Origin of the sequence: Corynebacterium tardum, assembly GCF_046717785.1 — a bacterium.
In the GTDB taxonomy this organism is placed as follows: Bacteria; Actinomycetota; Actinomycetes; order Mycobacteriales; family Mycobacteriaceae; genus Corynebacterium.
Genome location: NZ_CP177104.1, coordinates 525,051 through 539,129 on the forward strand (window position 1 = coordinate 525,051; position 14,079 = coordinate 539,129).

Genomic DNA, 14,079 nt, shown 5'->3' on the forward strand with positions numbered 1-14,079 from the left:
GGGGTGTCCTTTGTCAGTGTGAGTAACGGCCAAATCCCCCGGCCGCGCATGTCAGCGCGACGCGGGGGCTGAGGTGGTGGGCCTACGCCGAGGATGCTTCCTCTTCGAGCCGGTCCACAATCTCTTGGAGTTCGGCCTGCGGTTTGTCCACGAAGATGGTGGTTCCACCCGTGGTGTCTTGAACTGCGGCCTTGACTTCGTCGGAGAGGTAGAGCTCGGCGAGCTTCTTGACTTTCTCGTTGTCCTTATCCTTGTCCTGAACGGCCCAGACGTTGACGTAGGGGTCGAAGAGGATGTCGGGGTCAGCGTTGGGGTTCTCCGGGTCGTCGTACAGCACGGCGGCAGCCGGGTCGATTCCCGCCCGCTTGAAGAAGGAATTGGTGATGATGGCCGGGTGGCCTTCGCCGTACGCGGAGGGGGTCTGGGAGGCATCCACCGGGGTGATGGTCACCTTGGAGGCGCCCTCATCGATGTCCGCCGGGTCCGGCGTGAGCTTGCCCTCCTCCTTGAGCTTCAGCAAACCGTTGGCGGCCAGCAGGTTGATGGCGCGGCCTTGGTTGGTGGCGTCGTTGGGAATGGCGATGTCCTGGCCCTCGATGCCGTCGATGCTGTCGTGGCCCTTCCAGAACAGTGGCATGGGGTAGACCTGCGTGGAGGCAACCGGAACGAGGTCCGTGCCATTGCCCACGTTGTATTCGGCCAAGAACTTCAGGTGCTGGAACTTATTGGTGTCCGTGCTGCCCTCTGCCAGGGACTGGTTGGGGGTGGCATAGTCCGTGAAGCTCTTCATCTCGATCTCGATGCCCTCCTGGGCCGCGAGATCCTTGAGCACGCCCCACTCCGGGAGCTCGGCATCGGTGGTGCCGATGATGATGGGATCTTCGGCAGTACCGGCGGAGAACGCAGAGCTTGACGACGAACAAGCGACCACGCTGGATGCGGCCACGAGGCTAGCTGCGGCGGCTGCTACGAGGTGGCGGATGCGCATGAATCGTCCTTTGCTGTCGTGGTGGGCTTAAACTTCCTCTTCGAGGCGGTCCAGAATCTCCTGAAGCTCCTCCTGCGGGCGGTCCACGGCCACGGCGGTGTCGCCGGAGGACTTCAATACAGCCTCGGTGACCTTCGGGTCCTTCCACAGCTTGGCCAGCTCGTGGAGGGTTTCGTTATCCGCATCTTCAGCGCGCACGGCCCAGACGTTGATGTAGGGCTCGGCCTCTTCGGAGTTCGGATCGTCCTGTGCCACAGCGGACTGCGGGTCGATGCCGGCGCGCTCCAGGAAGGAGTTGTTGATGACGGCCGGCTTGCCCTCGCCGTAGGCCGCCGGGGTCTGGGCGGCGTCGACCGGGGAGACCTTGACCTTGGACTTGCCCTCATCGATGTCCATCGGGGACGGGGTCAGCGGGCTGTCTTCCTTGAGGGTGACCAGGCCTTCCTGTGCCAGCAGGCCGATGGCGCGGCCCTGGTTGGTGGAGTCGTTCGGAATGGCGACTTCCTGGCCTTCCACGCCGGAGAGGTCCTTGTGGTCCTTCCAGTAAATAGCCAGCGGGTAAATCTCGGTGGCGGCGAGCGGGACGAGGTCGGTGCCGTTGCCCTTGTTGTACTTGGCCAGGAACTGCAGGTGCTGGAACTTGTTGGTGGTCAGTTGGCCCTGGTCCAGTGCTTGGTTCGGAGTGTTGTAATCAGCGAAGTTCTCGAGCTCGACCTTGTAGCCGGCCTCCTTGGCCAGGTCTTGGAACACGGACCACTCTTCCATGTTGGCGTCGGTGGTGCCGATGCTGATGGTGGAGTCCTTGGTGATTTCCTCTCCGGAGCCGCTGGAGTCCGAGGAGTCGGAGGAGCAAGCTACCAGGCCGGTAGTGGCGATGACGGCCGCAGAAGTGGCGGCAAGTACGCGACGGATGCTCATGATGGGGTTCACATGTCCCTTCTATATCGGGTGCGGCGAGGAAAAATCACCGCAGGTGTTTTGCACTGTTCGTCAAACTAGCAACGATTGAACCGCTTTGTCTATTCTCTGGATTGCTCAACGAAAACCTTGACAGGAAAATGTGTTCGAATATAGGGTGTGGCTCATGAGGTTTAATGGGGGGCAGGCACTGCCATGGTCGCGGGTGGAGCGGATCTTGTCCGGCCGGCCGGGGCCTACTCCCGTGCCGGTGGACCACCTGTCGCAGCGGGTGGGGGAGATTAAGGCGGGATACTCCACTGTTCCCTTCGCGGAGCTGCACGCGGTGAGTTCCTATAGCTTCCTGGAGGGGGCCTCGGAACCAGAGGAGCTGGTTACCCGGGCTGTCGAGTTGGGGCTGCGTGGATTGGCGCTGGTGGATAGGGATGGGTTCTATGGGCTGATGAAGTGTGCGGAGGCCGCCGCAAAGGTGGGGCTGCCTGCTATCTTCGGTGCGGAGCTCAGCCTAGAGCCGGCACCGCTGACTGTCTTGGCGCGAACTCCGGAGGGGTACCGCCGCCTATCCCGACTCATCTCCCGCGCCCGCATGGCGGCGGGGAAAAAGGGCGCTGTGGCCTACCCGCCGCTGGCGGAGATTGCCGTAGAGCTACAGGACGAGTGCCTCTTTCTCGTGGGGTGGGAATGGGCGGAGTATTTCGATCTTCTGCTCGATAGAATAAAAATAGACAGCATGGTTTTGGAGTACGCCTACACGCTCACTCCGGAGGACGCTGACCACCACGCGGCGCTGGATAAGCTCCCCGTGTCGCGCGCCATCGCCACCGCCCACCCGGCCGCCGCCACCCGGGATCGCGCGCGGCTGGCGGGAGCCAAGCAGGCGTTGGGCAGGCGCCTGGCGCTTGGCGACGCCACACCGGACGCCCACCCCATGGGAGCACACTGGCTGCGTTCTGGAGAACAGATGGCGCAGCTTGCCCCCGACCGGCCTGAGCTCATCGCCGAAACCGTTCGCGTGCTGGAGGAGTGCAGCTTCACCTGGGCCGCACTCGCGCCCAACCTCCCGGACTTCGAGGTACCCGCCGGCCACACCGAGATGACGTGGCTGGAACACCTCACTTTTGAGCGCGCGGAGGCGCGCTATGCCTCGCGGCCCCAGGAAATTCGAACGCGGGCATGGGAGCAGATGCGCTACGAGCTGGACGTCGTCAAGCAGCTGGGCTTTCCCGGCTACTTCCTCATCGTGTGTGACTTCGTGGATTTTTGCCGGCGGGAGAACATTCTGTGCCAGGGGCGAGGCTCGGCGGCGAACTCCGCGGTGTGCTTCGCGTTGGGGATTACGAACGCGGAGCCGATTTCCGCGGGTCTGCTTTTTGAGCGCTTTTTGTCCCCGGACCGCGATGGCCCGCCGGATATCGACATTGATATTGAATCGGGACGGCGCGAGGAGGTCATTCAGTACGTCTATGCCAAGCATGGTCGCGAGCGCGCCGCGCAGGTGGCCAACGTGATTACCTACCGCCGCAAAGGGGCGCTGCGGGATGCCGCCCGGGCGTTGGGCTATCCGCAGGGCTCGGCCGATGCGTGGTCGAAGGGGATTGCGCCCGCGCCTGGCGACGTCGAATCGTTGGCCGAGCAGTTCCTCGGCCAGCCGCGCCATCTGGGTATTCACTCTGGTGGCATGGTGCTGTGTGACCGGCCGATTGCGGATGTCGTGCCCGTGGAATGGGCGCGCATGGAGAACCGTTCGGTGCTGCAATGGGATAAGGACGATTGTGCTGCAGCTGGCCTGGTGAAGTTCGACATGCTGGGCCTGGGCATGCTCGAGGCCCTGCATCACATGATGGACTTAGTGGAGGAGACTACGGGCCGGAAGGTCAACCTGTGGGAGCTGGACCTAGCGGACCCGGAAGTCTACGACATGCTCTGCCGCGCGGATGCGGTGGGCGTGTTCCAGGTGGAATCGCGCGCGCAGCTGAGTACGCTGCCCAGGCTGAAGCCGCGAGTCTTCTTCGACCTCGTGGTGGAGGTAGCGCTCATTCGCCCCGGTCCCATCCAGGGCGGGTCGGTGCACCCGTACCTGCGCCGCCGCGATGGCAAGGAACCGGTGGAGTATGACCACCCGGTGCTGGAAAAGTCCTTAGGCAAGACGCTGGGCATTCCGCTTTTTCAGGAGCAGCTGATGCAGATTGCCGTTGATGCCGCCGGTTTTAGCGGCGCGGAGGCTGATGACCTGCGCCGCGCGATGGGCTCGAAGCGCTCGCCGGAGAGGATGGCCGCGCTCAAGCAGCGTTTCTACGACGGCCTCAAGGAAACCAACGGGATTACCGGGGAGGTCGCGGACAAGCTGTGGACCAAGATTGTCGCCTTCGCCGCTTATGGCTTCCCGGAGTCTCACTCTCAGTCTTTTGCCTCCTTGGTCTACTTTTCGGCGTGGTTTAAGCATTATTACCCGGCGCAGTTTTGCGTGGGCTTGTTGCGCGCGCAGCCGATGGGCTTCTACTCGCCGCAGTCTCTTATCCAGGATGCGCGCCGCCACGGCGTGGAGGTGCTGCCGGCCACCGTTAACGATTCGGGTCGTGAGGCCCGTGCGGTGGTGGGGGAGGATGGCCAAGTTCGTATCCGTTTGGGGCTCAACCTCATCAAGGGGTTGGGTGATAAGGCCGCTGATCGCATTGAGGCGGCCGCGCCGTTTGCTAGCGTCCCCGATCTCTCTCGCCGCGCCGATCTCACCGTCGATCATGTGGAGGCCCTCGCGGTGGCGGGGGCCTTGGATGTCTTTGGGGTGGATCGACGCCAAGCGCTGTGGCAGGCCGGTGTGGCCGCGACGGAGCGAGAGGGGATGTTGCCGGGGCTGTCGGCCATCGCGGCGCCGTCTTTGCCGGGGATGAGTGCTTTCGAGCTTATGGCGTCGGACGTGGCGAGCACCGGTGTGACGCACAATCAGCAGCCGATGGAGCAGCTTCGTGGGGCGCTGCGGGCCCGCGGGATACTGTGTGCCGCGGAATTGCCAGGCGTGGAGGATGGTACCCGAGTGCGCATTGCCGGGGTGGTCACGCACCGTCAGCGCCCGCAGACGGCGGGTGGTGTGGTGTTCTTCGGTTTAGAGGATGAGACCGGGCTGATGAACGTCATGGTCACGCCTGGCCTGTGGGCTCGGGATAAGGTCACCGCCCGTACCGCGCCCGCGCTCATCGTGCGTGGCATCGTGCAGAATGCCTCCGGAGCGGTCACCATTGCCGCGGACCAGCTGGAGCCGCTGGCTTTCGGCGAGGCGCTCTCGCGCGGCTCGCGGGACTTCCGCTAAATGGTTTACTCCTTGGAGATGAGCTCGTCGCGGTTCATCTTTCCGGCGAGGGAACGCGCCACGGAGAAGGGGACCCACACCATGAGCAGCAGGATGATCTTGAGGTAGAGCTGGGATACGAACACGCCGTCCATCATGGGCATGGTCCGCGCGCCCCAGGCGATAAGGCCAGTGACTGGCAGCAAGATGACGAGTGCGGCGAGGGAGAACTTGAGGCCGTCGTCGCGGGCTTCGAGGTGCTGCTGCATCTCGTACTCATCAAGTTCTGTCCTGGGTAGGTCTGCTGCGTTAATGGTGGTGCGCAAACGTGCAGTCAACAGTGCGCACAGCAACGTGCCGAGGCAGGCCACCATGATGGAGGTGAAGGAGTCCCAGAACTGCAGGGGGATGGACGCAATGATAAGGACGGTGGACAGGTCGGTCAGGGTGATGTAGCGCTTGCGGGTCTTAACGGAATCGGGAATAGGGGCGGACATGTGCGGGCTAGTCCTTTCGGTAGATTTCGGAGGACATGGGGGTGAATTCGGTCCGGGAGAACACGGCTTCCACGGGCAGGTCGAAGACCTCGCAGACGCTGAACGCAAGATCCAGGCTGGGAGAGTGGTCACCGCGCTCGAGTGCGCCGATGGTTTGGGGGTTGACCCCGATGGCGTCGGCAAGCTGTGCACGCGTCATGTCCCGTTCAACGCGGAGCACGCGGACCCGGTTAAAGAGTGGGCGTGTGGGTTTCTTCTTTGGGGACATGCATCACAGTGTTGTATAAACCCAACAGCTTGTCAAGAGTCCGTGTTAGAATGGTGGCATGAATCCGGTATCACCGAAGCTCACCAAGGCCCGCTACATTACGAATTTGAGCTGGGATATTGTTCTCGCCGCCGTGGCGGCCGCCGCGGCATATTTCTTCTGGGACTGGCTCTATTGGGTCGCCGGCGCGCTCGTTGTGTGGGCGCTCTACGAACTCTGGCTCATCCCCGCCCAAGTCAAGAATTTAGGCTGGCAGGAAACCGCCGACGAATTGCTCGTGACCCGCGGCAAAATCTGGCACACCTTCACCGTCGTTCCCTATGGTCGTATCCAGTTCGTCGACGTCACCGCCGGCCCCGTGGAACGGGCGATGGGACTGAAAAAGGTGAAGCTGCATACGGCGTCGCCCAGCAGCGATGCCACCATCCCCGGCCTGCCCGCAGTTGACGCCGACGCCCTGCGCGAGCGTCTCGCCATCAAGGCACGTGAGAGGATGAGCGGACTGTGAAGGATCGCGCGCTTGTCGACGCCGACGGCTACACCCGCGTCCATCGCCTCACCCCGCTGCTGCGCTTTTGGTCGCTGATTCTGGCCCTAGTGGCCGTCTTTGTTCTCAATATCAACGCCTCGATGCTCTCGGACGTTCTGTCCTACCTGCAAGGTGGCCACCTTGGTGAGGTTGGACGCGGAACGCTGCTCGGTATCGGTGGCTTCGTGCTGTTGTGCGCGGTCATCTGGTTGGTGTCCAGCATCTGGTGGCGCAAGCTGGGCTACAAGCTCACCGAGGATGAAGTTGCCCTGCGCCATGGAGTTATTTCCACGTCCTTTCGCTCCGCGCGCTACGAGCGCATTCAGGCGGTGGACGTGGTGGAATCCGTCATCGCGCGTTTGCTGGGATTGGCCACGGTGCGCGTGGAGACCGCTGGCGGTAGGTCATCCGTCATCAAGATCGAGTACCTGTCCAAGGCGAAGGCGGAAGAGCTGCGTGAAGAATTGCTGCGCCGCACGCACGGAGAGGACTCGGCAACTGCACCGAGCATGGAGGTAGAGGAAGAACCCGCCGCGGATGCCTTGATTCCGGAGATTCCTATCCTGCGCACGCTTCTTGCGGAGCTGTTTCGTCTTCCCACGCTCGTGACCGCGATCTTCATCGGTGGGTTGCTCTTTATTCCTGGCATGTGGACGGCACTTCTGCCGGTCATCGTGGGCTATGTGGGGCGCGTGTGGAGCCTGGTGGATTCTTCGTGGACGTTCACCGCGCTTCACGACGCCCTCTCCAACTCCCTCAACATCTCCTATGGCCTAGCGGATCGTCGCCGCCAGACCATCCGCATCAATCGCATCCACGGTGTTCGGGTCAGCCAGCCTTTCCTGTGGCGGCGTTTCGGCTGGTACGAGGTGCACGTATCGGTCGCAGGCTATGGCGCAAAGGGCGGCGGCAAGCAGTCCGGCTCCACGCGCATCCTGCCGGTGGGCACCCGTGAGCAGGCGCTGGAGCTGCTGGCGCTCATCTCGGATCTGGACCGCGCGCAGATTGAGGACTTCGCCCGGCCCGAGGGGCACACGCAGCCCACGTATACCTCGCCGCGCCGGGCGCGGTGGATCAGCCCGGTGGACCGCAGGCAGCAGTCGGTCACGCTGGTGGAAGCCCCGAAGCCGGTCACCATCGTCCACCGCGGCCGCGTCAACCGCCGCGTCATGGTGATTGGCACCCCGCACATTCAGGAGCTCACCCTCAAGGCGGGCCCGCTGAGCCACCTGGCAGGCGTGCGCACCGTCCGCTTCGACCTCGTGGCGGGCCCAGTAAAGATGGCCGGTCAGGACCTCACGCCTCATGATGCCGCCGAGCTCCTCACCCGCCTGCGCAGCCGCCGCTTGCCGGCTCTGGAGGGGCCGATTAGCGGTCCGCAGGGCGGCGAAGCTTAAGCAGTACCGGCCCGCGGGTGCTGCTGGGGCCGGCGCAGGCAGAGGCCGCGGAACAGGACCCGCACCCGCCCGCGGGGCACGAGCCCAGCGGCTCCATGTCCAGCACGCCGGAAGCGGTGAGGTAGTCCAGGATGAGATCCACCGTGCCAGGCTCCAGCCCGGTCTCGGCAGCTATGGCCGAACGAGAACGCACTCCGGATTCGATGGCTTTCTGCACGGCCTGGATGGGGGAGGCAGGCATTAGATAAACACCTTCAGAATTTGGAAGGCCGCCACGGCCAGTACCCACGCGGTGACAAGCTGCATGCCGAAGCCAAAGAGTGTCCAGCGCCAGCCAATCTCACGACGCTGCGCGGCAATCGTGGCCACGCAGGGAGTGTAGGCCAAAAGGAAGAGCATGTAGGCCCACACCGCCGCCAGGGTATGACCGCCGGAGGCTTGCGCGAAATCTTCGCGCACGTGGTCACTGAGCGCGCTGTGGGATTGTTCCTCGGCAGAGGCGTCGGTGACGTCGTCGACGGCGTAGGTCTGCGCCCACGTCGAAATCAGGGCCTCCTTGGCCACGAAACCAGTGACCAGCGGGCCGGCCAGGGACCAGGAATCGAAGCCAGCCGGAGCAAAGGCCGGAGCGATGGCGTGGGCAACCGCGCCGTAGGCAGAATCCTCCGGGGCTGGGGGCTCGCCCAAGGTGGTGTCGTGGACGGCAGCGCCGACCGGGATGGCCATGAGCAGCCACACCACGACCACGGTGCTCACGATGATGCCACCGGCAGTGTTCAAGAACCCTTTCAAGCGCGTCCACATCACGCTCAGCGCCAGGCGCACGGTGGGCAGCTGGTACGTCGGCAGGTCAATAACGAGCGCTTCTTCCGGGACCGCGTGCCACAGCGTCTTGCGCAGCGCCAAGCCCACGAGCACGAGCAGCGCAATCGAGATGACGTACATGATAAACACCACGCTGCCGGCATGCTCCGGGAAGAACGTGGCCGAGAGCATCACGAACACCACCAAGCGCGCCGAGCATGACGTAAATGGGATGAGCAGCGCAGTCATGATGCGGTGGGGCGGGCTGCCCAGTACGCGCGTGGCCGAAATCGCCGGCACATTACAGCCAAAGCCCACGACGATGGGGATAAAGGCCTTGCCCGGCAGGCCGATGGCGCGCATGAGGCGGTCGGTGACCACCGCCGCGCGCGCCATGTAGCCGGAATCCTCCAGTACGGCCAGGCACAAGAACATCAGTGCCATGAGTGGGGCGAAGGTGAGGACCATGCCGACGCCGCCAATGAGGCCGTCGACAAGCAGGCCCGTAATGAGGGGGTGACCCAGGCCGATGGTCTCAAGACCCGCCCGCGCCCAATCGCTCAAAGGCCCGGAGACCAGCGCCTCCAGGCCGTCCTGGAGGGGTGCGGCCACCGTCGTGGTGATCTGGAAGACTAGCCACATCACGGCCAAAAACAGCAGGGGACCGACAACCGGGTGCAGTGCTACTGCATCGAGGCGGTGTGAGAGGGGAGTGGCGTGCTCGACCTCACGGACGGAGGCTTTCGCCGCCGCATCCAGCTCCGCGAAGCGTCCCTCCAGGCCGGTATCCTCGCGCAGCTGCACAGGGTGGTGCGCCAAAGACTCAAGCACGACCTCGCGCAGCTTCTCGGCTCCCTCCCGCTTGCGCCCATCCACAACCACCACCGGAATGGAGGTGGCCTCAGCGAGCGCTGCGTCATCAACCGCCTGGCCCTAGTTGAGCGCTACATCCGTCTTCGTCAGAGCGATGATGATGCGGTAAGGCTGCTCCGCTAGCTGGAGCGCGACGTTGAGACCGCGGGCCACAGCGGTGGCGTCCACCACCACGATGACAGCGTCGGGGCGCTCATTCTCAGCGCACTCAATAAGCATGGCGCGGGTCAGCGCCTCATCTGGGCTGAGAGGATCGAGCGAATAAGTACCGGGGAAGTCGATGAGATCGGCGGTGCGATCACCCAATTTTCCACGCGCCGCGGCTGACCTCCACCGTGGTACCCGGCCAGTTGCCGGTCTGCGCCTTCGCGCCGGTGAGCGCATTAAACAGCGTGGATTTTCTGGAGTTGGGGGAGCCTACGAGCGCGAGGATGGGCGCGCCGGCAGGGGCGAGCGCGCCGCCCAGATCGCCGTGGCAGCTAGGGGAGGAGGCCATGGTTTAGACCTCGATGGCTTTGAGAGTTGCCTTGTCGATGGCGTAGCGGCAGCTACCTACCGAGACCACCCGCGCGCCACCGGCTACGCGCGGGCCCATGGTCAGCGTGGCGCCGGGGCGGATCCCCAGCTCACCGAGGCGCACCGCCAAGGCGGCATCGCAGGTGCAGGAAATGCATTCGCTACCCAAGGTTACGGTGCATCCGGTGGGGGTGGCGTCGGCGGTTTGCCGTGGGCACCCAGACAACATATGGTCGGCTCTCTTCCTATCGTGTATTCCTATATAGGCTACCCTAAGTAAAGAAGAAAGTGCCTACTCCTGAAGTGCACTTATTAGGTGATCCTCACCACGCGGCGCGACTGTGCCGCGTGGTGGTGCACTAGTTAGTCCAGCTGCCCACCTGGCGCAGCATCTGGCGATTCTTCAGGCGCGAGCGGCCGAGCTTCCGCGACATCCGGTCAAGAATTTGGATGGCCTCCGTGATGTGCGGACCTTTGTTGAGCATGACGCACTCCGCACGCAGCGCATAGCCGGCGTCGGTGATTTCGGCACGTGAGGGAAGGCCGGTCTTAGCCAAGGTCTCCAGCACCTGCGTGGCCATGATGACCGGGATGTGTGCGGCCTCAGCAAGCTTCATGATGCGCCCCGGAACCTGCACCATGCGCTCAAAGCCCAGCTCTACGGCGAGGTCACCGCGCGCAATCATGATGCCGAATTTCTCGTGGCGCATGCCCTCCAGTAGCACGGTGCCCAGCTGTTCGTAGGCTGGCACGGTTTCGATTTTGAGCACGACGCCGAGGTTGCGCACGCGCTGTGCCATATCCTCGGAGTCCTGTTCCGCAGCAATCTCTTCGATGGTGCTGAGGAGGAAGGAAACGTCAGCAGGTGTGCGGATGAAGGACACCGCTGCGATGTCGCAGTGCGTGGCGACGAAATGCAGCGCCGCAATGTCCTCCTCGGTGAGGCTGGGCAGCGGGATGTCGGTCTCCGGAAGGTTGATGCCCTTATACGCTGCCAGGTTGGTGCCGTTAGGCCCAGCGTGCTCAATAGCAATGACGGCCTCGTGGTCCTCGCCCTGAGTGCGGATTTCGGTAACACGGCCCGAAATGGCGCCGTCATCGAAAATCACGGCATGCCCCACCTCGAGCGCGGTGACGACCTCCGGGATGGTGCAGCCAATCGTTGTCACTTCGCCTTCCGCAATCTGCGCCGGCTCCTGCGAGGTGCTTAGCACCAGTTCATCGCCGCGGTGGAGGCGAATTTTCTGCTCTAGTGCTGGAACCCCGCGCACCTGTGTCGTCTCGGCACCGTGGCTGAGCACCGTACCCTCCGCTAGGTAGCAATTGCGCTCGCCGCGCAGCACCGCCACGCCCTCTTCAACAGACTCCACGGTGAAGGACCGCGAACGGCCGCGAGCCTCGGTAAAACGCACCTCGCTGCCCGGTTCCAGATCGGCCAGCCACGCGCCGTCAACCTCTACGGCGATGGCCGGGCGAGCCACGCTTGCCGACGCCCCCTTCGCCACCTCCTGGGCCTCGTTGGCCCGGGAGACGTCGTAAAGCACGAGCGTTGGATGGGCCAGAAGTTCACCCGCCGCGGAGCGCTCGCCGCGCACCCGAACCACTCGCGGCCCCGGCTCGATGGCGCCGGTGCGCACCTTGGGGCCGGCAATATCGCAGGAAATGAGAATCTCGCGACCCACCTCCGCGGCGGCGCGGTGGACGTGCTCGACCATCTTCTCCCACGCGGCCTCACCGTCGTGGGCACAGTTGATGCGGGCCAGCTCCATGCCGGCGCGCGCGAAGTCCAGCACGAGCTCATAGTCCTCTGCCGCCTCTGTGGGAAGCGTGACCATAATGCGCGCGTGCGTGCCCTCCTGCGTGGGGCCGAGCAGGGCCTGCGTGTTGGCATCCAAGAGGTCATCGGCGGCCGCATACGCCGAGGCGATGGCCTGCATGGGGTAGGTCGGAGCCTGGCCGTCGAAAGCATCGAGCACGTTGCGCGCCGCATGGAGGCGCTCCAGCACCGCCGGCTCCGGGTGGCTCAAGCTTGTCGCGCCCAGCGCGCTCAGCCCCTCCTGCAGCTCCACCGCGTCCTGGGAGCGCAGCGCCATGTAGCGCACCAGGTTTACCGCGCCCGGGCGGTGAGTGGGTGCGACCTGAGCAATCTGCTTAGTGTGAACAGCGGCAGCGTTCTCAACGCGCGTGGTGAGGGAATCAAGAAGTGGGCGTAGTGCGGTCATGGTGCTCCTTCATCGTGGACGTCACCAATATTGTGCCGCTACTTGCTAGATCGCGCCACGGAAGCCGAGCTGCCGCCAGGCCTCGTACACGGCCGTCGACGCCGCGTTGGACAGGTTCATCGAGCGCCTAGCTGGCATCATGGGGATGCGTACACGCTCGGTCACGCGCGGGTGGAAGGCGTGCTCCTCCGGCAGGCCGGTCGGCTCGGTGCCGAAGAGGAGGACGTCGCCCTCCTGGTACTCGACGTCGGTGAACCACTTATCCGTGTGGGTCGTAAAGGCGAAGACGCGCGCGCCGGGCAGGGCCTCCATGCAGGCGTCGAAGTCTTTGTGGATTTTCAAGTCCGCTAGGTCGTGGTAGTCCAGGCCGGCGCGCTTGAGGTGCTTGTCCTCGAAGTTGAAGCCCAGTGGTTCGATAAGGTGCAGGCTCGCGCCCGTGACGGCGGCGGTGCGGATGGCGTTGCCGGTATTGGTGGGGATCACGGGGTTGTCGAAGACAATGTGCAGGCGGCTCATAGGCATCAGTCTAGGATGGTGGGTATGAGCGCTACCAAACTAGACGGCAAGCTGTACCGCGACGAGATTTTTGAGGACCTGGCCCAGCGCGTGGCCGCCCTCAAGGAGAAGGGGATTACCCCGGGATTGGCCACGGTCCTGGTGGGTGATGACCCGGGCTCGCACTCCTATGTGAAGATGAAGCACCGCGACTGCGAAAAGCTCGGCATCAATTCGATTCGCAAGGATCTGCCTGCCGACGTTTCCCAGGAAGAACTCGAGCGCGTCATCACAGAGCTTAACGACGACGACGCCTGCACCGGCTACATCGTTCAGCTGCCGCTGCCGAAGCACCTGGATGAGAACCGCGTGCTGGAGCTCATCGACCCGGCCAAGGACGCCGACGGCCTGCACCCGATCAATCTGGGCAAGCTGGTGCTCAACGAGGACGCGCCGCTGCCGTGTACCCCGAACGGCTGCATCCACCTGCTGCGCCGCTTCGGCGTGGAGCTGAACGGTGCGAAGGTCGTGGTCATCGGCCGCGGTGTGACCGTGGGCCGCCCGATTGGCCTCATGCTCACCCGCCGCAGTGAGAACTCCACCGTGACGCTGTGCCACACCGGCACCAAGGACCTCACAGCGGAGACCCGTGCGGCCGACGTCATCATCGCTGCGGCCGGCAAGGCACACATGCTCACCGCCGACATGGTCAAGGAAGGTGCGGCGGTTCTCGACGTCGGAGTCTCCCGCGTCGACGGCAAACTCGCCGGCGATGTGGCCGAGGACGTGTGGGACAAGGCCGGCTACGTCTCCCCGAACCCGGGTGGCGTGGGCCCGCTGACGCGCGCGTTCCTGGTCAGCAACATCGTCGAGCGCGCCGAGAAGCTCGCCGCGCAGTAGTTAGCAGTAGTTTTATGCCCACGCAGAGCCCGCAGGGGCGTGGCCAAGCAGCACCGGCGCAGCCACCGGTGTCCTTGGCGAACCCGCACGACGCGCACCTGAAGCCCTCGCCACTGCCGCCGGTAGTGCAGTGGGTGGCCATCGGCATGGTTGTTGCGGCAGTGGCGGTCTCGGGAATCTTCGCGGTCTCCGAGCACTGGCGCCGCGCCACCATGCTGCTGGGCGGCGCACTCATGTGGCTCACCGTGGTGCGCCTGACCTGTGATTCCTCGCGGGTCGGCGTGCTGGCGGTGCGCTCGCGGCGCTTCGACGCCTGCTTTACCGGCATCCTCGGCGCGGCGATGGTGTTTTTGGCCTTGTCCATCGACGCGCTTGGATCGTAGCGAGCC

At 64.1% G+C, this 14,079-nt stretch carries 13 protein-coding genes and 1 pseudogene; 5 read left to right on the forward strand and 9 right to left on the reverse strand.

Features of this window, described 5'->3' with window-relative positions; all coding sequences use genetic code 11:
• Nucleotides 1–82: 82 nt before the first annotated feature.
• Nucleotides 83–988 (reverse strand): MetQ/NlpA family ABC transporter substrate-binding protein, encoded by a 906-nt coding sequence (locus tag ACLI1P_RS02595; protein WP_411709334.1) that lies wholly within the window; start codon nt 986–988, stop codon nt 83–85.
• A 27-nt stretch (nt 989–1,015) separates the two neighbouring features.
• The gene (locus ACLI1P_RS02600; protein ID WP_411709335.1) at nt 1,016–1,906 is read right to left on the reverse strand and encodes a MetQ/NlpA family ABC transporter substrate-binding protein; all 891 of its coding nucleotides are present in this window, start codon (nt 1,904–1,906) and stop codon (nt 1,016–1,018) included.
• 166 nt (nt 1,907–2,072) lie between these two features.
• On the opposite strand from ACLI1P_RS02600, the gene ACLI1P_RS02605 reads away from it, so the two are divergent.
• Complete coding sequence (locus ACLI1P_RS02605; protein ID WP_411709336.1) at nt 2,073–5,210, forward strand: error-prone DNA polymerase; 3,138 nt, start codon at nt 2,073–2,075, stop codon at nt 5,208–5,210.
• Nucleotides 5,211–5,215: 5 nt separating this feature from the next.
• On the opposite strand, the gene ACLI1P_RS02610 is transcribed toward ACLI1P_RS02605, so the two are convergent.
• Together ACLI1P_RS02610 and ACLI1P_RS02615 are read right to left on the reverse strand one after the other, a co-directional pair.
• Nucleotides 5,216–5,686, reverse strand: a complete 471-nt coding sequence (locus ACLI1P_RS02610) for a hypothetical protein (RefSeq protein WP_411709337.1) — start codon at nt 5,684–5,686, stop codon at nt 5,216–5,218.
• Between the two features lie 7 nt (nt 5,687–5,693).
• Complete coding sequence (locus tag ACLI1P_RS02615; protein ID WP_411709338.1) at nt 5,694–5,954, reverse strand: helix-turn-helix transcriptional regulator; 261 nt, start codon at nt 5,952–5,954, stop codon at nt 5,694–5,696.
• A gap of 58 nt (nt 5,955–6,012) precedes the next feature.
• Here ACLI1P_RS02615 and ACLI1P_RS02620 point away from each other — a divergent pair, with 58 nt between their 5' ends.
• Both ACLI1P_RS02620 and ACLI1P_RS02625 read left to right on the forward strand, forming a co-directional pair.
• Nucleotides 6,013–6,462: a PH domain-containing protein gene (locus tag ACLI1P_RS02620; RefSeq protein WP_408931991.1), complete on the forward strand. Its 450-nt coding sequence runs from the start codon at nt 6,013–6,015 to the stop codon at nt 6,460–6,462.
• A complete protein-coding gene (locus ACLI1P_RS02625; protein ID WP_411709339.1) occupies nt 6,459–7,880 on the forward strand; it encodes a PH domain-containing protein in 1,422 nt (473 codons plus the stop codon). The genes ACLI1P_RS02620 and ACLI1P_RS02625 overlap by 4 nt, the downstream gene beginning before the upstream one ends.
• Here ACLI1P_RS02625 and ACLI1P_RS02630 read toward each other — a convergent pair.
• The 5 genes and pseudogenes from ACLI1P_RS02630 to ACLI1P_RS02650 form a co-directional block, all read right to left on the reverse strand.
• On the reverse strand, nt 7,852–8,121 hold the full coding sequence (locus ACLI1P_RS02630) for a hypothetical protein (RefSeq protein ID WP_411709340.1): 270 nt from the start codon (nt 8,119–8,121) through the stop codon (nt 7,852–7,854). The two genes, ACLI1P_RS02625 and ACLI1P_RS02630, sit on opposite strands and share 29 nt — an antisense overlap.
• Nucleotides 8,121–10,053 (reverse strand): annotated as a pseudogene (gene feoB, locus ACLI1P_RS02635) (ferrous iron transport protein B). The gene ACLI1P_RS02630 and the pseudogene feoB overlap by 1 nt, the downstream one beginning before the upstream one ends.
• A 3-nt stretch (nt 10,054–10,056) precedes the next feature.
• Entirely contained in the window at nt 10,057–10,242 is a 186-nt protein-coding gene (locus tag ACLI1P_RS02640) for a FeoA family protein (protein ID WP_411709341.1), read from the reverse strand.
• Between the two features lie 190 nt (nt 10,243–10,432).
• Nucleotides 10,433–12,295 carry a pyruvate kinase gene (locus ACLI1P_RS02645; RefSeq protein WP_411709342.1) on the reverse strand — a complete coding sequence of 621 codons (1,863 nt, stop codon included), beginning with the start codon at nt 12,293–12,295 and terminating at the stop codon, nt 10,433–10,435.
• A 45-nt stretch (nt 12,296–12,340) separates the two neighbouring features.
• Nucleotides 12,341–12,811 carry a tRNA (cytidine(34)-2'-O)-methyltransferase gene (locus tag ACLI1P_RS02650; protein WP_411709343.1) on the reverse strand — a complete coding sequence of 157 codons (471 nt, stop codon included), beginning with the start codon at nt 12,809–12,811 and terminating at the stop codon, nt 12,341–12,343.
• A gap of 24 nt (nt 12,812–12,835) precedes the next feature.
• Here ACLI1P_RS02650 and ACLI1P_RS02655 point away from each other — a divergent pair, with 24 nt between their 5' ends.
• Both ACLI1P_RS02655 and ACLI1P_RS02660 read left to right on the forward strand, forming a co-directional pair.
• The gene (locus ACLI1P_RS02655; RefSeq protein ID WP_411709344.1) at nt 12,836–13,690 is read left to right on the forward strand and encodes a bifunctional methylenetetrahydrofolate dehydrogenase/methenyltetrahydrofolate cyclohydrolase; all 855 of its coding nucleotides are present in this window, start codon (nt 12,836–12,838) and stop codon (nt 13,688–13,690) included.
• Between the two features lie 68 nt (nt 13,691–13,758).
• A complete protein-coding gene (locus ACLI1P_RS02660) occupies nt 13,759–14,073 on the forward strand; it encodes a DUF3017 domain-containing protein (protein ID WP_411709682.1) in 315 nt (104 codons plus the stop codon).
• The last annotated feature ends 6 nt before the right edge of the window (nt 14,074–14,079 follow it).